Source organism: Tardiphaga sp. 172_B4_N1_3, assembly GCF_052076035.1.
Classification (GTDB): domain Bacteria; phylum Pseudomonadota; class Alphaproteobacteria; order Rhizobiales; family Xanthobacteraceae; genus Tardiphaga; species Tardiphaga robiniae.
On record NZ_CP197238.1, the window covers coordinates 2,752,362 to 2,772,855 of the forward strand.

At 62.4% G+C, this 20,494-nt stretch carries 21 protein-coding genes and 1 pseudogene; 14 read left to right on the forward strand and 8 right to left on the reverse strand.

What is annotated here, in order from left to right:
- Positions 1-134 precede the first annotated feature (134 nt).
- Together AB7783_RS13155 and AB7783_RS13160 are read right to left on the reverse strand one after the other, a co-directional pair.
- Complete coding sequence (locus AB7783_RS13155) at positions 135-800, reverse strand: outer membrane protein (RefSeq protein ID WP_441277866.1); 666 nt, start codon at positions 798-800, stop codon at positions 135-137.
- 402 nt (positions 801-1,202) lie between these two features.
- On the reverse strand, positions 1,203-1,937 hold the full coding sequence (locus AB7783_RS13160; RefSeq protein WP_231080061.1) for a cytochrome c biogenesis CcdA family protein: 735 nt from the start codon (positions 1,935-1,937) through the stop codon (positions 1,203-1,205).
- Between the two features lie 138 nt (positions 1,938-2,075).
- Between AB7783_RS13160 and AB7783_RS13165 the strand changes: the two genes are divergently transcribed.
- On the forward strand, positions 2,076-3,068 hold the full coding sequence (locus AB7783_RS13165; protein WP_441277867.1) for a P1 family peptidase: 993 nt from the start codon (positions 2,076-2,078) through the stop codon (positions 3,066-3,068).
- Between the two features lie 65 nt (positions 3,069-3,133).
- Positions 3,134-3,385 (forward strand): KTSC domain-containing protein, encoded by a 252-nt coding sequence (locus AB7783_RS13170; protein ID WP_441277868.1) that lies wholly within the window; start codon positions 3,134-3,136, stop codon positions 3,383-3,385.
- On the opposite strand, the gene AB7783_RS13175 is transcribed toward AB7783_RS13170, so the two are convergent.
- Positions 3,350-4,096: an EF-hand domain-containing protein gene (locus tag AB7783_RS13175; RefSeq protein ID WP_441277869.1), complete on the reverse strand. Its 747-nt coding sequence runs from the start codon at positions 4,094-4,096 to the stop codon at positions 3,350-3,352. The genes AB7783_RS13170 and AB7783_RS13175 overlap by 36 nt on opposite strands.
- Positions 4,097-4,375: 279 nt before the next feature.
- Between AB7783_RS13175 and rpe the strand changes: the two genes are divergently transcribed.
- The 3 genes and pseudogenes from rpe to AB7783_RS13190 form a co-directional block, all read left to right on the forward strand.
- Positions 4,376-5,077 carry a ribulose-phosphate 3-epimerase gene (gene rpe / locus AB7783_RS13180; RefSeq protein WP_441277870.1) on the forward strand — a complete coding sequence of 234 codons (702 nt, stop codon included), beginning with the start codon at positions 4,376-4,378 and terminating at the stop codon, positions 5,075-5,077.
- Between the two features lie 541 nt (positions 5,078-5,618).
- Positions 5,619-6,407 carry a DUF2259 domain-containing protein gene (locus AB7783_RS13185; RefSeq protein ID WP_441277871.1) on the forward strand — a complete coding sequence of 263 codons (789 nt, stop codon included), beginning with the start codon at positions 5,619-5,621 and terminating at the stop codon, positions 6,405-6,407.
- Positions 6,407-6,588 (forward strand): annotated as a pseudogene (locus tag AB7783_RS13190) (ribulose-phosphate 3-epimerase); the annotation flags it as partial. The gene AB7783_RS13185 and the pseudogene AB7783_RS13190, both read left to right, overlap by 1 nt.
- A gap of 80 nt (positions 6,589-6,668) precedes the next feature.
- Here the strand turns inward: AB7783_RS13190 and AB7783_RS13195 are convergent.
- A complete protein-coding gene (locus AB7783_RS13195; RefSeq protein WP_089265008.1) occupies positions 6,669-7,427 on the reverse strand; it encodes a DUF3800 domain-containing protein in 759 nt (252 codons plus the stop codon).
- Between the two features lie 206 nt (positions 7,428-7,633).
- On the opposite strand from AB7783_RS13195, the gene purB reads away from it, so the two are divergent.
- From purB to AB7783_RS13230, 7 genes are all read left to right on the forward strand, one after another.
- Positions 7,634-8,944 (forward strand): adenylosuccinate lyase, encoded by a 1,311-nt coding sequence (gene purB / locus AB7783_RS13200; RefSeq protein ID WP_120292744.1) that lies wholly within the window; start codon positions 7,634-7,636, stop codon positions 8,942-8,944.
- Between the two features lie 82 nt (positions 8,945-9,026).
- The gene (locus AB7783_RS13205) at positions 9,027-9,581 is read left to right on the forward strand and encodes an MOSC domain-containing protein (RefSeq protein ID WP_441277872.1); all 555 of its coding nucleotides are present in this window, start codon (positions 9,027-9,029) and stop codon (positions 9,579-9,581) included.
- Positions 9,582-9,902: 321 nt separating this feature from the next.
- Positions 9,903-10,694, forward strand: a complete 792-nt coding sequence (gene murI, locus AB7783_RS13210; RefSeq protein ID WP_184518349.1) for a glutamate racemase — start codon at positions 9,903-9,905, stop codon at positions 10,692-10,694.
- A gap of 82 nt (positions 10,695-10,776) precedes the next feature.
- A complete protein-coding gene (locus AB7783_RS13215; RefSeq protein WP_184518352.1) occupies positions 10,777-11,184 on the forward strand; it encodes a cupin domain-containing protein in 408 nt (135 codons plus the stop codon).
- A 17-nt stretch (positions 11,185-11,201) separates the two neighbouring features.
- Entirely contained in the window at positions 11,202-11,972 is a 771-nt protein-coding gene (locus tag AB7783_RS13220; RefSeq protein WP_441279691.1) for an HpcH/HpaI aldolase family protein, read from the forward strand.
- 309 nt (positions 11,973-12,281) lie between these two features.
- The gene (gene rpsD, locus AB7783_RS13225) at positions 12,282-12,899 is read left to right on the forward strand and encodes a 30S ribosomal protein S4 (protein WP_441277873.1); all 618 of its coding nucleotides are present in this window, start codon (positions 12,282-12,284) and stop codon (positions 12,897-12,899) included.
- A 247-nt stretch (positions 12,900-13,146) separates the two neighbouring features.
- The gene (locus AB7783_RS13230) at positions 13,147-14,214 is read left to right on the forward strand and encodes a threonine aldolase family protein (protein ID WP_441277874.1); all 1,068 of its coding nucleotides are present in this window, start codon (positions 13,147-13,149) and stop codon (positions 14,212-14,214) included.
- A gap of 171 nt (positions 14,215-14,385) precedes the next feature.
- Here AB7783_RS13230 and AB7783_RS13235 read toward each other — a convergent pair whose 3' ends face one another.
- From AB7783_RS13235 to grxD, 4 genes are read right to left on the reverse strand one after another with little or no spacing between them, the layout of a single operon-like run.
- Positions 14,386-15,666 carry a serine hydrolase domain-containing protein gene (locus tag AB7783_RS13235; RefSeq protein WP_441277875.1) on the reverse strand — a complete coding sequence of 427 codons (1,281 nt, stop codon included), beginning with the start codon at positions 15,664-15,666 and terminating at the stop codon, positions 14,386-14,388.
- A complete protein-coding gene (locus AB7783_RS13240) occupies positions 15,647-16,945 on the reverse strand; it encodes a serine hydrolase domain-containing protein (protein WP_441230146.1) in 1,299 nt (432 codons plus the stop codon). The genes AB7783_RS13235 and AB7783_RS13240 overlap by 20 nt, the downstream gene beginning before the upstream one ends.
- A 46-nt stretch (positions 16,946-16,991) precedes the next feature.
- Entirely contained in the window at positions 16,992-17,534 is a 543-nt protein-coding gene (locus tag AB7783_RS13245; protein ID WP_093757278.1) for an O-acetyl-ADP-ribose deacetylase, read from the reverse strand.
- On the reverse strand, positions 17,534-17,869 hold the full coding sequence (gene grxD / locus AB7783_RS13250) for a Grx4 family monothiol glutaredoxin (protein WP_068736311.1): 336 nt from the start codon (positions 17,867-17,869) through the stop codon (positions 17,534-17,536). Before grxD ends, AB7783_RS13245 begins: the two co-directional genes overlap by 1 nt.
- Before the next feature lie 359 nt (positions 17,870-18,228).
- Here grxD and egtB point away from each other — a divergent pair, with 359 nt between their 5' ends.
- Together egtB and egtD are read left to right on the forward strand one after the other, a co-directional pair.
- The gene (gene egtB / locus AB7783_RS13255) at positions 18,229-19,464 is read left to right on the forward strand and encodes an ergothioneine biosynthesis protein EgtB (RefSeq protein WP_441279692.1); all 1,236 of its coding nucleotides are present in this window, start codon (positions 18,229-18,231) and stop codon (positions 19,462-19,464) included.
- A 43-nt stretch (positions 19,465-19,507) separates the two neighbouring features.
- Positions 19,508-20,473 (forward strand): L-histidine N(alpha)-methyltransferase, encoded by a 966-nt coding sequence (gene egtD / locus AB7783_RS13260; protein WP_089265017.1) that lies wholly within the window; start codon positions 19,508-19,510, stop codon positions 20,471-20,473.
- The last annotated feature ends 21 nt before the right edge of the window (positions 20,474-20,494 follow it).

Sequence of the window (20,494 nt, forward strand, 5' to 3'; positions counted from 1 at the left end):
TGCTACCAACAGATCGTCGGGCTCGATAACGACGACATGCCAATGACCAAGAGCCAGCCTCGCAGCCAGGCTCTTGGTCAGATCACGGCTCGATGCAGATTGACAGCGATCAGCCATGGATCAGCTTGAACAAGTCAGAAATGATAGTTCACGCCGACGGTGATCGTTTGGAATTTCTGGGTGCGATCCGGCAAGTTATCCTTTTTGAGATCCCTGTAGAGATCGGTGTAGAGATATTCGACCTTGGCCGACCAGTTCTGCCGAAAAGCCCATTCAACGCCGCCGCCCGCGGTCCAGCCGATGCGCATCTTGTTGATCCCGGAGTCCTTCACCTCTCCGAAAGCCATGCCGCCGGTGCCGTAGACGAGCAGATGTGAATCCATGAACGTGACGCCCGCACGACCGCGGCCCGTCCCGTAGAATGGCAAACTCACTTCGTTGATGCCAGTGCGGCCCGTCTTGAGGCCCGAAGCCATGAAGTCGTTTTCGATGCCGACCACAAACCGCGACGAGACCTGATAATTGTAGCCGACCTGAAGGCCGCCAACGACGCCATCGGCCTTGCTGCCGTTCGTTCCCAGATAGCTGTTGAAAGCGTCAGTACCGCTGAAACCGCCGCCTACGCTGGCACCGGCGTAGAAGCCGGTCCACGAAAAGGCCGCCGGCACCGCCGGCGCATAGACCGGATCGGCCTTGCGATACGGCAGATCCGCCGCATGCGCGGCGCCCGCGGCAAGGACGACCGCCAGGACCAAAGCAGAAGTCGTCTTCCAGTTATTCATCGAATTTTCGAGGGTCATGGACCCGGTCTCCCCACATTGCTGATCACCCAAGTCCGAAAATGACCGCCGGCCATTAATCAGACTATATCGTACTATTAATCTCGACCGTCTGAGACTGCAAGCCGAAATGCAGGGCATCGGATGATCGAAACGCAATTCGGTCGAAGGTCGCGTCGTCAGCCCTGCCGGGCGCCGAAGCCGTCCGATGCATCACGATGGATTACATTCCGAAGCGGACGAGACGTCGCTTCCCGATCACCGCGCACCCATGCGCGACGCAGAAGGCTGACGCCGACGGCCCGGCCATGAACACGCCGGAGCTCGGCACGCTGTCTGGGTTCGATCGGGGATCTGGTCTAGTACGGTGCGCAGGACGCCGTGATGGCGACGGACCGACGACAGGCTCGGCGATTGATGTGCCTAGCCGAAATTCTGCAGCGCGGGAAACGTCTCAAGCAGCCAGATGCTGGCATTCGACACGGCGCCGGTGAGAAACGCGATGCCGGTGATCACCATCAACACGCCCATGGCGCGCTCGACATGGACGAGATGCTTCTTCATGCGCGCGAACATGCTAGAGAATTGCTCCACCATGAAGGCCGCGATCAGGAACGGAATGCCGAGGCCGAGGGAATAAACCGCGAGCAATCCCGCGCCCTTGGTCACCGTTGCTTCTGCCGCCGCCACCGACAGGATCGCCGCGAGGATCGGACCGATGCACGGCGTCCAGCCAAACGCAAAAGCCAGACCCATCACATAGGCGCCCCACAGCCCCACGGGCCTGGGCATGCTCAGGCGTCCCTCGCGCATCAGCAGCCCGATGCGCGTGAGGCCGAGGAAATGCAGGCCCATCAGGATGATCAGGATGCCGGCAACGATTGACAGCTCCGCCGCATAGGAGCGGACCACGCTGCCGACCAGGCTGGCGCTGGCGCCGAGCGCCACGAACACCGTGGAGAAGCCCAGCACGAACACGGCCGCCGAGATCATCACCGCGCGCCTGGAGGCCGCTTCCTGCTCGTCATTGGCGACGTGCTCGATGGTCGCGCCCGTGAGATAGATGAGATAGGGCGGCACCAGCGGCAGCACGCAGGGCGACAGAAACGAGACAATGCCGGCAATCAATGCGGCGGGGATCGTGACATCGGAGATCATGCGGCTAGATGCACCGCTGACATGACGGGATGCAAGCGGGATGGATCAAATGCCCGCCACTTCCGGCTGTTGTGATCACGCGTGATCGGTTGACCGGGCAGCCTTGCTGCGGTCTGGTCGAGCCAAGAGGGAACCGCCATGAAGAACCTGCTTACCGATATCGCCGGCGTTCGCGTCGGTCACGCGGACGACGCCCAACTGGCCTCCGGCGTCACCGCCATCCTGTTCGACAGGCCAGCCGTGGCCTCCGTGGACATACGCGGCGGCGGGCCGGGCACGCGCGAAAGCGCCCTGCTCGATCCCGTGAACACCGTAGACGCCATCCACGGCCTCGCGCTGGCGGGCGGCTCCGCCTTCGGCCTCGAAGCCGGCGGCGGCGTACAGGCCTGGCTCGCCGAACAGGACCGCGGCTATCAGATCGGCAATGCCGTCATCCCCATCGTGCCGGGCGCGATCCTGTTCGACCTGCTCAATGGCGGCGACAAGGCCTGGGGCCGCTTTCCGCCCTATCGCGATCTCGGCTATGCCGCCGCGGCAGCAGCCAGCGATGACTTCAAGCTCGGCAGCGTCGGCGCAGGGCTCGGCGCCACGACAGTCAACTACAAGGGCGGCCTCGGCTCGGCCTCCGCCGTCACGCCATCGGGCGTACGCGTCGCCGCACTCGCGGCAGTCAATGCGGTCGGCAGCGTCACCATCGGCGATGGCCCACACTTCTGGGCGGCGCCATTCGAAGTCGGCAATGAGTTCGGCGGACACGGCATGCCGAACAAGTTGAAGCCCGAGGTGCTGGCGATGCGTATCAAGGGCGGACCGGCGGCAACCTCGATCGAGAACACGACCCTCGCCCTCGTCGTCACCGATGCGATCCTGACCAAGGCGCAGGCCCGGCGTCTCGCCATGATGGCACAGACCGGATTTGCGCGCGCGATCTATCCGGTGCATGCGCCGCTCGATGGCGACATCGTGTTTGCGGCCGCGACGGGCGAGAAGCCGATCGATCCGCTGGTGGGCTTGACCGAGCTCGGCATGATCGCGGGCAATGTGATCGCCCGCGCCATCGCGCGCGGCGTGTATGAAGCGACGGCGCTGCCGTTTCCGGGCGTGCTTCCGGCGTTTCGCGACCAGAACTAGGTCATCGTTCCGCAACCAATCGCTCCGGTAATCGTTTCTACCCAAGAGACATTCGGAGGATTGCGATGCCGTCGACTGCGATTCGACATGTCACTTATGATCCGGTGAGCCGCGAACTACGCATCACCTTCACCAGCGGCCGCCGGTATGCTTATGCGCAGGTGCCGCCGGAAGTTCACGCGGCCTTCAGCAGCGCGGCGTCACGCGGCGCGTTCTTCAATCATCGTATTCGTGATCGGTTCGCCTATCGCGAACTGGCGCGTTCGGAATCGGAACGCAGATCAGGCGCTGATCGCCAGCGTCGACTTCGCGTTTGAGATCTGCTGCGCCTGACGCGCGATCATCTTTTCGATCGCGTTATAGGACGAGCTTGCGGTTGATGACGTGGACGACGCCGGGACGGCCGTGGTCGAACTCACCGTCGATCCGTCCGCATATGCGATAGACGTCGTGGTGCTGCCATCAGCATTTACCGTGGTCGTTGTGGTCGAACCAGCAGTGTCAGAGCCACCACCAGATCCACCGCCCATACCGCCGCCGGCGTGATGTGCCTTGCCGCCATTCAGCGCCGGGCTCAGTTCATCGATATTGACCGAGCCGTCACCGTTCTTGTCGAGCTCGGCGAATACCTTGTCGGCATTGGCGGTGTTGGTGCCGCCGGCGCCGAGCTTCTTCTCGAACTCCGCCTTGCTGATGCCGCCGCTGCCGTCGCTGTCGAGCATCCCCATCAGTCTTTTCAGCGAGTCGGCTCGTTTCGCCGAAGAGGCTGCCGTTGCGGGCTGGCTCTGGGCATCGAGCAGCGTGCTCATGGTGCCCGGGGCCAGCTTGTAGGAACTGTTCGTGCTGCTGGTGGCGGAGGTTGCCGTCGACGACGTGGCGCTCGCCGCCGTCGACGTGCTGGCGACATCGAACGGGCTGGCGGTCTTCTGGGTGACACCGGTCGTGGTGGTCGCGGCCTTCGACTTCGACTTGGTGAGTGCCTGCAGCGCATCGATCGCGGTAGTGGCAGCAGCAAGGGCTGGCAGCATCGTCAAATTCCCGATCATGCCGCAGCGTGCGGCGTGAATTCCCTGGGGAGTACGGAGCAAGCCCCATGCCAGCGAAAAAAGTTCGATAAAACAACGGCCTTGGTCGCACGGGCCGCGCGCGTTTCCCGGCAAATCGTGCCCTTGCGGCAGAATGTGCCGGGACTATCCTGCTGCAGCGCGTCGATGGCGCGGCCGTGGCTGGCGCGTTGCCCGTCCCTCGGCCCCATGTTACGCGAGGCGGTCCATTCGCCGCCGCCCAAAAACGTTCAGGAAACCCCGATGTCCCAGAGCTTCACGCCCCGCCCGCTGGTGATCGCCCCGTCCATCCTGGCGGCTGATTTCGCGAGGCTTGGCGAAGAGGTCCGCGCCGTGGATACCGCCGGCGCCGACTGGATGCATCTCGACGTCATGGACGGCCATTTCGTGCCGAACATTTCCTACGGCCCCGACGTCATCAAGGCGATGCGCCCGCACACAAAGAAGATCTTCGACGCGCATCTGATGATCGCACCATGCGATCCCTATCTCGAAGCCTTCGCCAAGGCCGGCTGCGATCACATCACCGTTCATGCCGAGGCGGGCCCGCATCTGCATCGCACGCTGCAGGCGATCCGCAATCTCGGCAAGAAGGCCGGCGTCTCGCTCAATCCCGGCACGCCCATCTCCGCCATCGAATATGTGATCGATCTCGTCGATCTCGTGCTGGTGATGTCGGTCAATCCCGGCTTCGGCGGCCAGGCGTTCATTCCGTCCGCGCTCGGCAAGATCTCGGACCTGCGCGCGATGACCGCGGGCCGTCCGATCGACATCGAAGTCGATGGCGGCGTGTCCGCTGCAGTCGCCGGGCAACTCGCCGCAGCAGGTGCCAATGCCTTCGTCGCCGGCTCGGCCGTGTTCAAGGGCGGCACGGTGGAAAGCTACAAGGCGAATATCGACGGCATTCGCGCGGCGGCAGCGAATGCGCGCGGCGAGATGGTGTAGTCGCTTCTCCCGATTCAAATATCAAACAGCCACGCTCTCGCATTCTCGCGGCGCTTGCGCGTCCGAGGTGTGAGCAGTCCCCCTCAAACGATGAGGGGTGGCAGCGCGCCGTGAGGCGCAAGGGGTGGTTTCTGTCGCGATCCGCTCCGCCGGAACGCCGGCAAGCTGCAACCGCGCAACGCCTCACGGCGCGCCACCGCGGCGATTTCTGTCCCCGGGACCGTTCTTCCGGGCAAAGGCGCAGAGCTCCGCACTCCGCTGATCCCGACGGTTTCCCGCCGTTCACCAATGCCACGTCCAGCCAGCATGAGTGGCAGACCCCCGTAGTGGGGCCGGACGGTGACCCAAGGCCTCCCGAGTGCGTGAGGGAACGTCTCCCTCCCGCCCGCAGGCGCCGCATCCCTGTTCCACCTCAAGACGCCTCTAGAAGCGCCCCTCGCGAACCGGACAATTCGGATAATAGTCCTCAAAGGAATGTTGTCAACTCCTGCGAAGGGCAATAGGCGCATGAACTTTGCTCCGCGTAGCGCGACCAACCGGGATGACACAGCATTCAATCGCCGGCTTTCGCCGCTTCCTGCTCGCTCCCCTGCTCTCGCTCGCCTTGCTCGGCACGGCGCAGGCGGGCGACGCTGCTGCGCGCAAAGTGATCGGCTTTTCCCCGGACGGCGCGCATTTCGCCTTCGAGCACTATACGCAGCTCTATGATGCGACCGAGATCGTCGCCGAGATCCAGGTGATCGACACCCGCACCGACGACTTTGCGAAGGGCACGCCCTTCTCCATCCGTACTAAGGACGATGACGAGCGCGAAGTGGATGCCGTGCGCGCCGAGCTGATGGCCAAGGCCAAGCCGCTGCTGGGCAAGCTTGGTATCACCGAGCCCGGCACGCGCTTCGCCGGCAAACCGTCGATGGATCTCGACGAGATCGGCATCTATCAGATGGACCCGAAGCCGCTCGCCACCACGCAGGCCATCACTTTGCCGGACGGCCGCAAGCTGGTGCTGACGATCTCCGATCAGGCGCTCGGCAAGGCGTCATGCTACGGCGCCGGCGGCCGCGGCACCACTGGCAGTGTCATTGCCACCGGCATGACACTGCAACTGAGCATCGATGGCACCGCGCCCATCACGCTGCAGCAGGACAAGCAACTGCCGAAACGCCGGCGCTGCGTGACCGCCTACGGAATTGCCGATGTCTATCATCACCACGCCAAAGACGGCACGCAGACGCTGGCGGTGCTGGTGGAGACCGTGGACGCCCATCAATTCCATGCGGGGCCTAACCGACGGTTCATGGCGGTGACAACGAGGTTGGCGCCGCGATAGCGGAAATGCCGTCGGCCGTCGGCATTATCAGAGACCTCTTCGCTGTAACCGCGGCCAGACCAATGGACATCGAAGTCTATGGCGGTGCGTCGGCAACCGTGGCCAGACAGCTTGTGGCGCCGGCGCGAATGCGTTCGTCGCGGGCTCCGCCGTATTCAAAGGCGGTACGATGGAGAGCTAAAAGGCGAATATTGATGCGATACGAAGCGAAGCGCTGAAGGCGCGTGGGGAGATCGTGTGAGAACCACGTCCGCTTAAATTTCAGTGTGATATCCAAGTTCGCCGCGAGAGTATGAATTTTGCAGCGCCCTCCAAGTGAGCGTCTGTCCACTTACATTCGACGCGCTCACAATCTGAGAAGAGCTCACGATCAATAACGCTCGTGTCCGAACGGGGGGTCTTTCGTTGAGCTTCGACGTAAGCCCTTCGAACGTGCCAAGCCAATAGGTCCGCCGCCTGCAATGGCAACACGTCCTCATCTTTGCGAAAAATAGGAGCTCCGCCGAGATAAGGCCTGAAATGCGGTGGCGCCGTTCTTACAAAATCAGCGTACGTCGACTGAATCTCTGCAATCGGCTCGGCGTCTTCGGAATCAAATACGAAATCAATCTTGGTATTCATGCCTTTGAAATGGGCATACTTGACCAAGGTGGCCATCAAATTATGAACAGCGAAGTAGTAAGGGCGATCATGATAGCCCCTATCTAACTTGCCTTTGAAATGCTTACGCCAAGACTCTACCGGCACGACAATATTTATTGATCCCAGAACATGTCGATTGATGACAGTCGCCAACACCTTCAATTTTTGATCACGTTCGTCGGCGCTCCAACCCTTGAAAGCCTTGTCACAGGCCATCAGATGCGACGCCTTGATCACCTGAGCAGACCGCGGAGTTTCTAAGGCAACCCGCCAATCTCGCGAAAATGTCTCCCACGAATTAACAGGCGCGAAATAGCCAGCCATGACATAAACTGGCTGCTGCCCCATATTCCCGCTCGCATCAATATGGGCCAGCATTCAACCGATCTCCTTACTTAAAAACGCTGGAACGCGGGACGTTCGGAGGCTGAGACCGTTTTCTTCAACAGCCGGTAGATTGCGTTCGGCTCAATAACTAGCAGGTATTTCAGGCGTTATCCGAGTACTTGTGCTCCTTCCCGGTTTCCTCTCCCGGTCCCATCTGCTAAACCGCGGCCGAAATCCCTCATACGTCCGAGTTGCCCATGATCCCTCGCTATACCCGTCCGGAAATGGCCTCCATCTGGGAGCCGCAGACCCGCTTCAAGATCTGGTTCGAGATCGAGGCGCATGCCGCCGACGCGCTGGCGGAACTGGGCACCATTCCGAAGGACGCGGCGAAGACGATCTGGGCCAAGGCCAAGGACGCCACCTTCAATGTGGAGCGCATCGATGAGATCGAGCGCGAGACCAAGCATGACGTCATCGCATTCCTGACCCACCTTGCCGAAATCGTCGGCCCGGAAGCGCGCTTCGTGCATCAGGGCATGACTTCGTCGGATGTGCTCGACACCTGCCTCAATGTGCAGCTCACGCGTTGCGCCGATATCCTGATCGCCGATATCGACCGCCTGCTCGCCGCGCTGAAGACCCGCGCCTTCGAGCACAAGATGACGCCGACCATCGGCCGCTCGCATGGCATCCATGCCGAGCCGGTCACCTTCGGTCTCAAGCTCGCTTATGCCTATGCCGAATTCACCCGCAACCGCGAGCGCCTCGTCGCCGCGCGCAAGGAAGTCGCGACCTGCGCGATCTCCGGCGCCGTCGGCACCTTCGCGCAGATCGATCCGCGCGTCGAAGAACATGTCGCGAAAGCAATGGGCCTCGTGCCCGAGCCGATCTCGACCCAGGTGATCCCGCGCGACCGCCACGCGATGTTCTTCGCGACGCTCGGCGTCATCGCCTCGTCGATGGAGCGCTTGGCTGTAGAAATCCGCCACATGCAGCGCACCGAGGTGCTGGAAGCCGAGGAGTTCTTCTCAGAGGGCCAGAAGGGCTCGTCGGCCATGCCGCACAAGCGCAACCCGGTGCTGACCGAGAACATCACCGGTCTCGCCCGTATGGTGCGCGCCTATGTGACGCCGGCGCTGGAAAACGTGGTGCTGTGGCACGAGCGCGATATCTCGCACTCCTCCGCCGAGCGCATGTTTGGCCCCGACGCCACGGTGACGCTCGACTTCGCGCTCAACCGCATGGCCGGCGTGATCGAGAAGCTCTTGGTCTATCCCGCCAACATGCAGAAGAATCTCGACCGCCTCGGCGGCCTCGTGCATTCGCAGCGCGTGCTGATCGCGCTGACGCAGAAGGGCGCGTCGCGCGAGGACAGCTACAAGCTCGTGCAGCGCAACGCCATGCCGGTGTGGCGCGGCGAAGGCGACTTCCAGACACTGCTGAAGAACGACCCCGAGGTGAAGAAATATCTCACCGACGACGAGATCTCCGAGAAGTTCGACCTCGGCTATCATCTCAAGCATGTGGACACGATCTTCACACGCGTGTTCGGTACCTCATCCTGAGGAGCGACCTCTTCGTCGCGTCTCGAAGGATGAGCGCCACACGCCATGGTTCGAGACGGCGCCGAAGCGGCGCCTCCTCACCATGAGGACGGAGTCCACTGGCTACATCGTCGCCGTATGTCTGCGGCGCGGTCATCACTTCAGCAAGACGCCAAGCCTGAGCATTCGCCTGCTCGCGGGTCTCGGCGTCGAAGGCGACGGGCATATGGGCGCATTGGTGCAGCATCGCTACGACCGCCGCCGCGATCCCGCCAGGCCGAACCTGCGCCAGGTGCATCTGATCCCGTGCGAGCTGTTCGACGAATTGCGCGCTGAGGGATTCACGATCCAGCCCGGCGATCTCGGCGAGAATGTCACCACATCGGGGATCGAGTTCGCCGCACTGCCGACCGGCACGCGGCTGCATCTCGGCGAGTCCGCCGTGATCGAACTTACCGGATTGCGCGAACCCTGTGTGCTGATGGACCGCTTTCAGCAGGGATTGAAGGCAGCGACGGAGGACCGCGATGCTGATGGCAATGTCGTCTGCAAGGCCGGCGTGATGGCGATCGTGATCGCAGATGGTGAGGTTGCGCCGGGTGACACGATCAAGGTTGAGCTACCGGCCGGAGCGCGGCAGCCGCTAGCGCCGGTGTAACAAGTCGAGATGCGTGAGAGCGCTCCCTCTCCCCGCATCTTGCGCGGGGAGAGGGGTGGGGTGAGGGGCATGGCATTGGCCTGTCCTATGCGTCTCGTTTTCGGATCGAAGATTCCGATCCGAAAGAGCGCAACAAGCGGTGAGCGCGTGCCATGCCCCTCACCCGCCCGGCTTCGCTGCGCTAAGCCGGGCGACCTCTCCCCGCGCAGAGCGGGGAGAGGTTAAGAGCCGCCGCCCTTCCCGAAAAAGCCCGAATGCCCCTGTCTTGATTGCCAGACCCGCAGCAACTCCGCAGTAACCATCCTCCCCTAGGCTCTCATGATGCCCACGCGTCCCACCATCCTTGTGTTCGACTCCGGTCTCGGCGGCCTCACCGTCCAGCGCGAGATCGCCAAGGCGCGTCCGGATGCCCGCTATGTCTATGTGGCCGATGACGCGTTCTTTCCCTACGGCCAGCACACCGAGGAGGCGCTGATCGGCCGCGTGGTGCCGCTGATGGGCGAGCTGATCGACGCGCACCGGCCGGATCTCGTGGTGATCGCCTGCAACACCGCCTCGACGCTGGTGCTCAGCCATCTGCGCGCCGCCTATGCCGTGCCCTTTGTCGGCACCGTGCCGGCGATCAAGCCGGCCTGCGCGCGCTCGGTCAGCAAGCGCGTCTCCGTGCTCGGCACGTCAGGCACCGTGAAGCGCGAATATACCCAGACGCTGATCCGCGAATTCGGCGGCGGCTGCATCGTCACGCTGGTCGGCTCCGCCGAACTCGCCGCACTGGCGGAAGGCGCACTCGGCGGCCAGGGCATCGACGACGCCGATCTGTTTCGCGAGATCGCGCCCTGCTTCGTGCAGGACGCCGCCGGCGCCCGCACCGATACGATCGTGCTCGCTTGTACGCATTACCCGCTGTTGCTCGACCACCTCAATCGCATCGCGCCATGGCCGGTGGCATGGATCGATCCGGCCCCGGCAATCGCCCGCCGCGTGGTCGGCCTGATCGGCGATCATCAGCCCGGCGTGCCACCCGGCGATGCCGTGCTGCTCTACACCTCCGGCAAGCGCCACGCCTGGCCGGAGGCACTGGCGCCGTTCTTTGGCGGACAGGTCGCGGCCTAGCGACGACATCTCGACTTTCCCTTGCGCGCTGCTAGCTTTGCGGCGCGCCGTTTCGAAAAGAGAACGGCAAAGGGAGACCAGCATGCTCGATACGAATTTTCTGAAGAATGGCCTTCTCAAGACACTGCTTGTTGGCGCGGCGATCACGGCCTGCGCCGGCGCTGCCAGTGCACAAGGCATCAAGCGCACGCCGCTGCAGGACGTCAAATATCCTGCCGGCCATCGCATCGTGACGGTCGTGGCTGAACTCGGCCCGAACCAGCTCGCCGGCCGCCATACCCATCCAGGTGTCGATACCGGTTACGTTCTCGATGGCGACGCGACGCTGATCGTCGAGGGCCAGCCGGACCAGGTGCTCAAGGCCGGCGATTCCTATGCCGTCCCGGCCGGGATTCCGCATGACGTGAAGACCGGCGACAAGGGCCTGAAGATCATGGCAGTCTATGTGGTGGAAGACGGCAAGCCGGTGGCGACACCCGCGCCGAAATAACAGGATCCCATGTGACGATGACGACCCCCGCGCCATTTCACGACCTCAAGCAGAAATGGCGCGAGGGCCGCCCCACTTTCGGAGCCATCGCGACCATCCCGTCGATCCAGACCGTACGCATCATGGCGCAGTCGCTGGACTGGATCATCGTCGATCTCGAACACGGCCCGATCGATCTCAACACGGCGCATGGCATGATCATGGCCACCGCGGGCACGCCCTGCACGCCATTGGTGCGGATCGCCGCCAACGAGCCATGGCTGGCGAAAGCACCGATGGATTTCGGCGCGATGGGCATCAACTTCCCGATGATCAACAGCGCCGACGATGCCTACAAGGCCGCGCGCAGCCTGCGCTATCCGACTCAGGGCGAGCGGCTATGGGGACCGTTCCATGCGCCGTTCCGCTGGAACGTGGGCATGCCCGACTATATGGCGCGCGCCGACGACAGCATGATCTGCATGATCACCATCGAGCATATCGATGCGGTGAACCGGATCGGCGAGATCATGGCCACGCCGGGCATCGACATCGCGGTGATCGGCGTCGGCGACCTCGCGACATCCATCGGCAAACGCGGCCAGCCGGGCGATCCCGAGGTGCAGGCGCTGGTCGCCAAGGCGGAAGCCGGCATCCTAAAAAGCGGCGTACCGCTGGGCGGCGCGGCGCTGAACGCGGAGATGGGCAACGCCATGATCCAGCGGGGCTATGTGGCGCTGGCGCTGGGATTCGACTGGTCACTGTTCCAGCGCGGAATCGCCGCTGCATTCGAGGGCATTAGGCGGTAAAAGTGGGCTTTCAGACCTGATTTTGCGTCGAAATCGGCCGGATTGGCGCTATAAGCCCGCCAAACGGCAAAAAGCCTGTCTTTCAATTGACATAACCGGGCCTTCCCCCTAGAAACCGCCTTGCTCGCGGGCCGTTTTCGGCCCGCGAAGCGTTTCGCACCCGTGGTTCTCCACCCAGCTTTGGGAATGAACCTGTCGGTGCCGAGATTTTCCAGACTCTGGACTGATCACGGTACACAGGAGGGCGCGTCTCCTCACATCCACCAAAAGAGCCATCGCTTCGCGATGGCTGACAAAACCGAGGACGCGATGACAAAGCGTAGTGAAGCTAAATATAAAATCGACCGCCGTATGGGCCAGAACATTTGGGGTCGTCCCAAGTCTCCGGTCAACAAGCGTGAATACGGCCCCGGCCAGCACGGCCAGCGCCGCAAGGGCAAGCTCTCCGACTTCGGCACGCAGCTGCGCGCCAAGCAGAAGCTGAAGGGCTATTACGCCAACATCTCCGAGCGCCAGTTCCACTCCATCTATGTGGAAGCCGGCCGTCTCAAGGGCGACACCGGTGAAAACCTGATCGGCCTGCTCGAGCGCCGCCTCGACACCGTCGTGTATCGCGCCAAGTTCGTCGCCACCATGTTTGCGGCCCGTCAGTTCATCAACCACGGCCACATCAAGGTGAACGGCAAGCGCGTCAACATCGCGAGCTATCTCGTGAAGGTCGGCGACGTCATCGAGATCAAGGAATCCTCCAAGCAGCTCGCTTTCGTTCTGGAAGCCAGCCAGCTCGGCGAACGCGACCCCCCGGATTACGTCGAAACCGACCACAGCAAGATGACCGCCAAGTTCATCCGCATTCCGCAGCTGTCGGACGTTCCCTTCGCCGTGCAGATGGAACCGCATCTGATCGTCGAATTCTATTCGCGCTAATTTCTGACAGCGCAGACGAGATCAAGGCCCCGGATTTTCCGGGGCCTTTTTTGTTTGGCCTCTGTCCCATCAGCCGTCATTGCGAGGTCAAGGAAAGTTGCATGCAACTTTCCCCTTAGCGTAGCGACGAAGCAATCCAGCCTTCGCTCGTTCACTCTGGATTGCTTCGCTCAGCAAAATCGCAAGACGATTTTGCGGGCTCGCAATGACGGGGTAGCTTGTGGTGTGTAACAACGTGGAATTCCCAATGCCCTTCACCCCTGCTCGCCCCGATCCATCACAGCCGCCGGTTCGCATCAATCTGCTGTCGGACACACAGACGAAGCCCACGCCCGCGATGCGCGCGGCGATGGCTGCGGCAGATGTCGGCGATGAGCAGGTCGGCGACGATCCCACCGTCAACGCGCTCTGCGACCGCGTCGCCGAACTGCTCGGCAAGGAAGCCGCCGTGTTCATGCCATCGGGTACCATGTGCAATGTCGCCGGCCTGCTGGCGCATTGCCGGCCCGGCGACGAAATCCTCGCGCATCGCACCGCGCATATCCTCTCGCGCGAGGGCGGCACCCATGCCGCGCTTGGCGGCTTCCAGATTACCGGGCTCGACGGCGCCGACGGCAAATTCACACCCGACGCACTGCGCGCCGCATTGCATCCGCGCACGCGCTACGAGGCAGCGCAGACCGTGGTCAGCGTCGAACAGACTGCCAATATCGGCGGCGGCACCATCTGGTCGAAATCCGATCTCGAAGCGATCGTCACCATCGCGCGTGACCGCGGCCTTGCCACGCATATGGATGGCGCGCGACTGATGAATGCCTGCGTCGCCACCGGTATCGGTGCGAGCAGGATGTCCGACGGCTGGGACTCGGTGTGGATCGATTTCAGTAAGGGGCTCGGCGCGCCGATCGGAGCCGTGCTCGCCGGCACACACGACTACATTGATGCAGTGTGGCGCTGGAAGCAGGGATTGGGCGGCTCGATGCGCCAGGCCGGCATCGTTGCCGCCGCCTGCATCCACGCGCTGGATCATCACGTCGAGCGCCTCGCCGACGATCACGCCAATGCGCGCGCACTCGCCAGCGGACTGGCGCAAATCAACGGCATCAACGTGCAGCAGCCGGAGACTAATCTCGTGTTCTTCGATCCCGCGGGCGCAGGCATCAGCGGTGCTGCTATGGTGAAAGCCTTGCGCGCGAAGGGCGTGCTGCTCGCCACCATGGACGGCCGCATCCGCGCCTGCACGCATCTGGATGTCAGTGCGGACATGATCGAGGAGACGCTGGGATTGATCAGGGACGTGGTGCGAGCGGTTTAGCCTTATCCCGACGGCCCTCATGGTGAGGAGGCGCCGCTTGGCGCCGTCTCGAACCATGAGATGTTTGGCCCATCCTTCGAGACGCGCGCAAGAGCGCGCTCCTCAGGATGAGGACTGAGTATGTGGAACAGGCACCACGATGACCTGCCCTGCCCTGCCCTGCCCTGCCGCTTACTTCAACGCCTCAGCGATGATCTTCCGCACGTCCACCTCCATCCGCACCCGCTGCGACGGCGATTGCGCCATCACCAGCACGAACATGTCGTTCTTCGGATCGACCCAGAAGAACGTGCCGCCAACACCGTCCCAGCGATATTCGCCGACCGGGCCGGGCTCGCTGGTCAGCTCCTTCGTGCGCACGGCGAATCCAAGGCCGAAGCCGCTGCCGGCGCCCGGGAAATAATAGTAGTCGCGCTTCACGCCGCTCTGCGGACCGACGTGATCGCGCGTCATCTCCGCCACTGTTTCCGGTTTGAGATAGCGCTTGCCGTCAAGCGTGCCGCCATTGAGCAGCATCTGCAAGAAGTGCGCATAGTCCGAAATCGTACCGACCAGACCGGAGCCCCCCGCCTCCCATTGCATGACCTCCGCGGGATCGTGCATGCCGATCACCGGCCCGACCATGCGATCTCCCGGGAACGGCTCGGCCACACGCGAGCGCCGTTCGCCATCGGTGATGTAGAACGAGGTGTCCCGCATCCCCAATGGACCGAAAAGCCGTTCCTCCAGGAAATGATAGAGCGACTGGCCGGACACCACTTCGATGACGCGGCCGAGAATGTCGGTGGAATGGCCGTAGTCCCACAGCGTGCCGGGCTGCTCGGCGAGCGGAAGCTGCGCGATGCGGTCGGCCCAGGAGGCATTGTCCCAGTCGCGGCCGAAGATATCGAGCTGCGCATAACGTTTCCGCGCGGGATCGTCGCCATAGAAACCGTAAGTGATGCCCGATGTGTGCTTGAGCAAATCGGCGATGGTGATCGGCCGCTGCAACGGCACGAGGCCGAATGTGGCGTGTTCGTCGCCGCCTTTAACGTCAACGCCCACCTTCGCCTTCGCGAAAGCCGGGATGTATTTCGCAACGGGATCGTCGAGGCGCAGCTTGCCATCCTCGACCAGCATCATTGCGGCCACCGAGGTGATCGGTTTCGACATCGAATATAGCCGGAAGATCGCATCCCTGGTCATCGGATGGCCGCTGTCGAGATTGCCGAACGTATCGAAATAGACGGGCTTGCCGTGCTGTTGCACCAACACCACCGCGCCGGGAATCTTCCGCTCCGCGACCATGTCGAGAAAGTAGCGATCGAGCGCCAGCAGCTTTTCGGCAGAGAATTCGCGCGCAATGGATTGCGGTTTTTCGGCCCGGACCGGCGGCGAAGGCACGATAACGGTGCCGACGCAGCACAGCGTCAGCAGCAGGAGTACGGCGCGCCTATTTCTCCAGCGCTTCATAGACCAACAGCTTCAAAGACCTTTGAATGCGCTGTCGCTCCGACGGCGTCTGCTCAAGCAGGATGAAGAAAAAATCCTGTTTGGGATCGATGATGAAGTAGCAACCGCTGGCGCCGTCCCATTTCAGTTCGCCGAGCGATCCCGGCGGCGACGGCTTGGCATTGCCGGCATCGGTGCGCACCGCAAAGCCATAGCCGAAGCCGAAACCGTCACCGGGGAAATACAGATAGTCACGGCCGACCCCGGAGTCCTTGCCGATATGATCCGTGGTCATGTCCTTGAACGTCGCCGCGCTCATGAAGCGCTTGCCATCATATTCGCCGCCGTTCAGCAGCATCTGCGCGAATTTGGTGTAATCCGCCAGCGTCGAGACCATGCCGCCGCTGCCGGATTCCCATTTCTGATAGGTATCGGGTCGGCCCTGTCGTCCGGTGCGGAAATCGCGGTCCCAGGCCATCGGCTTGGCGAGCATGACCTCCTTCGACTTCTCCTTCACGAAGAAGCCGGTGTCCTTCATCCCCAGCGGCCCGAGGAACGCCTGCTCCTCGTAACCGAGCAGCGACTTGCCCGTGACGACTTCGATCACACGGCCGAGAATGTCGGTGGAGTGGCCGTAGTCCCACATGGTGCCGGGCTGGTGCTCGAGCGGCAGTTGCGCGATGCGGTCGGCGAATTCCTTGTTGTCGAAATCACCGCTGTAGATATCGGCATTGCCATAGGCGCGGCGGACCAGGCTTTCGCCATAGAAGCCGTAGGTGATGCCGGACGTGTGCAGCAGCAGGTCGCGGATCGTCACCGGGCGGTTGGGCGCGACGATATCCAGCGCCTTTTCGCCGTTCTCCAGCTTCTTCTCGACACCGACCTTGGCTTTGGCGAAAGACGGAATGTATTGCGAGACGGGATCGTCGAGCTTCAACTTGCCCTGATCGATCAGCATCATCGCAGCGAAGGACGTGATCGGCTTCGACATGGAATGCAGCCGGAAGATCGTATCATCCGTCATCGGCTGCTTCGTGTCGGGATCGCGGACGCCGAAGAATTCCTTGTAGACCGGTTTGCCGTGCTGCTGGATCAGCACGATGGCGCCGGGGATCTTGCCGTCGGCGATCTGCTTGCGGAAGAACTCGCCAATCTTCGCCAGTTTCTCCTGCGAGAATTTGGCGCCGGCGGGAATGTCGAAGGTGCCTTCGGCAGCAAAGCGATCCTGGGCGAGGACGGGCGATCCGGCGAGCAACAGCGCTCCGCAGAGCAGCGCGCGTAGTCTGTGCCGCAAATTCATCGCCGCTCCTTTTGCCTGATCAAAGGAGTGTAACGGCGGGGCGTTCTCAGACAAGGGGAAGTGCGCGTGCGAGCGCGAGGCGATGCAGATCCGCCGATGGCTCGGAAAAGCAGCAGAAGGTGACGGCCGTGACCACCGGTGCGTCTTTCAGCGTCTGAATGACCGAGCCGACGGCGATGGGAGCCGCACGCGCCGCGGGAAAACCATAGACACCGGTGGAGATGGCCGGAAACGCAACGGAGGCCAGGCCATGTGCCTGACACAACATCAGCGCCCGCCGGTAGCAGGACGCCAGCGCCTCATCCTCGCCGCTCCGGCCACCATGCCAGACCGGACCGACCGCATGGATGACATACGCTGCCGGTAGCTTGTAACCTTTGGTGATTTTGGCGTCGCCGGTCTCGCAACCCTTGAGGGTGCGGCATTCAGCGAGCAAGTCGGGGCCGGCCGCCCGATGGATGGCGCCGTCCACACCGCCGCCTCCGAGAAGCGACGCATTGGCCGCGTTGACGATGGAGTCAACGCGGAGGGTCGTAATGTCGGCCACGACGACGTCGAGCGTCGCCGTGCCGATTTGTCGACTTGAAATCAGGCCGAAGCCGGGGCGGCGATCACGCCCTTTTCGGCCAGCAGGCTCTGCAACTCGCCAGCCTGGAACATCTCACGGATGATGTCGCAGCCACCGACGAATTCGCCCTTCACATAGAGCTGCGGAATGGTCGGCCAGTTCGAATAGGTCTTGATGCCGTCGCGCAGATCGGCGGATTCGAGAACGTTGAGGCCCTTGTAGCCGACACCCACGTGATCGAGGATCTGGACCACCTGGCCCGAGAAACCGCACTGCGGAAATTGCGGCGTGCCCTTCATGAACAGCACCACGTCGTTGGTCTTCACTTCGTTCTCGATGAATTGCTCAATGCTCATGTCACGTCCCTGTTCAAGGTCCAGATTCAAGGTCTGGAGTTGGCGGCCCAGCCATCGGGCGCTCGCCCGGTCAGACTTGTCATATATGTAGCCGAATCCGTTCCGCACCCCAAGTCTTATGGACGTGATCAAGAGCCTGAAATCACAGGCATTGGGGCTTATTGCCGGCCCGCCACGGTCACTTTTCCGCAGTTTTTGCCAAGTCCGGTCCGGCCAAAGATCATATGACGACAGGCCTTTTATAACCAATCGGATGACCTATTTAGGACAGGCTGCTCGGGAACCCATCACCAAGAGCAACGTTCTCTCCAAAATCGGAGACTTTCGTGACGAATCCAGCTTTCGCCAAGAGTTCAGGCATGAGTTCAGGCACCGCGTCCCCCGCCTCCGAATCCGCCCCCGCAGGCGCACTGGCCCAAAGACTGGGTGACGCCTTCCTGACGGTCCGCAACGAAACCGAACGCCGCGCTGCCCCGCTCTCCCCGGAAGACCAGTTGGTGCAGTCGATGCCCGACACCAGCCCGGCGAAGTGGCACCGCGCCCATGTGACCTGGTTCTGGGAGCAATTCCTGCTCGGCGATCACGCCCCCGGCTACAAGGTCTACCACCCCGATTACGCCTATCTGTTCAATTCCTATTATGTCTCCGCCGGCCCGCGCCATGCCCGCGCGCAGCGCGGGCACCTCACCCGGCCCGGCGCCGACGAAGTCACCGCCTATCGCAAGCATGTCGATGCGGCCGTCATCAAATTCTTCAACGAGACCTCAGACGACAAGCTGGCCTCGCTGATCCCGTTGCTCGAAGTCGGCTTCAATCACGAGCAGCAGCATCAGGAACTGATGCTCACCGACATCCTGCATGCCTTCGCGCAGAACCCGATCCCGCCGGCCTATGACTCTGATTGGCGCTTCCCGGCCTCGACCACATCGGGCGATGCGTGGACCACGCTCACCGAAGGCATCCACACCATCGGCCATCAGAGCGAGAGCTTCCATTTCGACAACGAGAAGCCCGCACATCGCGCGCTTGTCGGTCCCGTCAAGCTCGCAAGGAATCTCGTCACCAACCGCGAATGGCTCGCCTTCATGGAGGCCGGCGGTTACGACGAAGCGACGCTGTGGCTGATGGATGGCTTTGCCGCCGCGGCCCGCGAGGAATGGCAGGCACCTGGCCACTGGCGCAAGGTCAATGGCGAATGGCAGATCATGACCCTCGCCGGCCTCAAGCCGATAGATCTCGACGCGCCGGTGTGCCACGTCAGCTATTACGAATGTGACGCCTTTGCGCGCTGGAGCGGCAAGCATCTGCCCACCGAAATGGAATGGGAAGTCGCAGCGCGGGCCGGTCAGCTCAACGACGCCTTCGGCATCGTCTGGCAATGGACGCGCTCCGCTTACGCCGCCTATCCGGGCTACCGCGCCATCGAAGGCGCACTCGGCGAGTACAACGGCAAGTTCATGATCAATCAGCTGGTGCTGCGCGGCTCGTCGCTGGCAACACCGGACGATCACAGCCGCGTCACCTACCGCAATTTCTTCTATCCCCATCATCGCTGGCAATTCACGGGCCTGCGGCTGGCCGATTACGGCAACTGACTTCCTGACATCACGGCGCTTCGAAAGCGTTGAGGAGACTGACATGAACGTTCATGCCCCGTTGGCACTGTCGCTGCTGAATGCCTCGGCCTCCGCATTTGCCGCGGATGTCGCCGAAGCGCTGTCGCAGCATCCGAAAAAGCTGTCGCCGAAATACTTCTATGACGAAGCCGGCTCGGAGCTGTTCGAACAGATCACCAAATTGCCGGAATATTACCCGACCCGTACCGAGCTCGGCATTCTCCGCTCGCGTGGCAAGGACATCAACGCGATCATTCCGAAGAATGCCGCCTTGATCGAATTCGGCGCCGGCGCCACCACCAAGGTGCGGCTGCTGTTGGATGAATGCGACGTCGGCGCCTATGCGCCGGTCGATATCTCAGGCGACTTCCTGCAGGCGCAGGCAGCCGAGCTGCGCAAGGATTTCCCGGGCCTGAAGGTGCTGCCGGTGAATGCCGACTTCACCGCACCGTTCGACCTTCCCGCCGATATCCGGATGATGCCGAAAGTCGGCTTCTTCCCGGGCTCGACGCTCGGTAATTTTGAGCCGCACGAGGCCTGCGCCTTTCTGCGCTCGGCCCGCGCCATTCTCGGCAAGGACGCCCTGATGCTGATCGGCATCGATCTGGAGAAAGACGAGAAGCTGCTGCACGCCGCCTATAACGACGCGGCAGGGGTCACCGGCAAGTTCAACATGAATGTGCTGGTGCGTATCAACCGCGAACTCGGCGGCGATTTCGATCTCTCGGCCTTCACGCACCGCGCGATCTACAACAAGGAACGCCACCGCATCGAGATGCACCTGATCGCCAGGAAGCCGCAGACCGTGCATGTGCTCGGTCGCAGCTTCGCATTCCGTGCCGGCGAGAGCATCCACACCGAGAGCAGCTACAAATACAGCATCGAGCGTTTTGCAACGCTGGCCCGCGGTTCGGGCTGGGAGCCGAAGGCGTCATGGACGGATGCTGACAAGCATTTCTCGGTGCATGCGCTGATGGCGGTGGAGTAGCCTTCTTAACCTCTCCCCGTC

Excerpts from the sequence above, each read along its gene's own strand:
- AB7783_RS13240 (WP_441230146.1), bottom strand. The coding sequence starts at position 16,945 with ATGAATTTGCGGCACAGACTACGCGCGCTGCTCTGCGGAGCGCTGTTG.
- purB (WP_120292744.1), top strand. The coding sequence starts at position 7,634 with ATGATCCCTCGCTATACCCGTCCGGAAATGGCCTCCATCTGGGAGCCG.
- AB7783_RS13220 (WP_441279691.1), top strand. The coding sequence starts at position 11,202 with ATGACGACCCCCGCGCCATTTCACGACCTCAAGCAGAAATGGCGCGAG.
- murI (WP_184518349.1), top strand. The coding sequence starts at position 9,903 with ATGCCCACGCGTCCCACCATCCTTGTGTTCGACTCCGGTCTCGGCGGC.
- egtB (WP_441279692.1), top strand. The coding sequence starts at position 18,229 with ATGAGTTCAGGCACCGCGTCCCCCGCCTCCGAATCCGCCCCCGCAGGC.
- AB7783_RS13155 (WP_441277866.1), bottom strand. The coding sequence starts at position 800 with ATGACCCTCGAAAATTCGATGAATAACTGGAAGACGACTTCTGCTTTG.
- rpe (WP_441277870.1), top strand. The coding sequence starts at position 4,376 with ATGTCCCAGAGCTTCACGCCCCGCCCGCTGGTGATCGCCCCGTCCATC.
- rpsD (WP_441277873.1), top strand. The coding sequence starts at position 12,282 with ATGACAAAGCGTAGTGAAGCTAAATATAAAATCGACCGCCGTATGGGC.
- grxD (WP_068736311.1), bottom strand. The coding sequence starts at position 17,869 with ATGAGCATTGAGCAATTCATCGAGAACGAAGTGAAGACCAACGACGTG.
- AB7783_RS13175 (WP_441277869.1), bottom strand. The coding sequence starts at position 4,096 with ATGCTGCCAGCCCTTGCTGCTGCCACTACCGCGATCGATGCGCTGCAG.
- AB7783_RS13215 (WP_184518352.1), top strand. The coding sequence starts at position 10,777 with ATGCTCGATACGAATTTTCTGAAGAATGGCCTTCTCAAGACACTGCTT.
- egtD (WP_089265017.1), top strand. The coding sequence starts at position 19,508 with ATGAACGTTCATGCCCCGTTGGCACTGTCGCTGCTGAATGCCTCGGCC.
- AB7783_RS13160 (WP_231080061.1), bottom strand. The coding sequence starts at position 1,937 with ATGATCTCCGATGTCACGATCCCCGCCGCATTGATTGCCGGCATTGTC.
- AB7783_RS13165 (WP_441277867.1), top strand. The coding sequence starts at position 2,076 with ATGAAGAACCTGCTTACCGATATCGCCGGCGTTCGCGTCGGTCACGCG.
- AB7783_RS13195 (WP_089265008.1), bottom strand. The coding sequence starts at position 7,427 with ATGCTGGCCCATATTGATGCGAGCGGGAATATGGGGCAGCAGCCAGTT.
- AB7783_RS13235 (WP_441277875.1), bottom strand. The coding sequence starts at position 15,666 with ATGAAGCGCTGGAGAAATAGGCGCGCCGTACTCCTGCTGCTGACGCTG.
- AB7783_RS13170 (WP_441277868.1), top strand. The coding sequence starts at position 3,134 with ATGCCGTCGACTGCGATTCGACATGTCACTTATGATCCGGTGAGCCGC.
- AB7783_RS13205 (WP_441277872.1), top strand. The coding sequence starts at position 9,027 with ATGAGGACGGAGTCCACTGGCTACATCGTCGCCGTATGTCTGCGGCGC.
- AB7783_RS13185 (WP_441277871.1), top strand. The coding sequence starts at position 5,619 with ATGACACAGCATTCAATCGCCGGCTTTCGCCGCTTCCTGCTCGCTCCC.
- AB7783_RS13230 (WP_441277874.1), top strand. The coding sequence starts at position 13,147 with ATGCCCTTCACCCCTGCTCGCCCCGATCCATCACAGCCGCCGGTTCGC.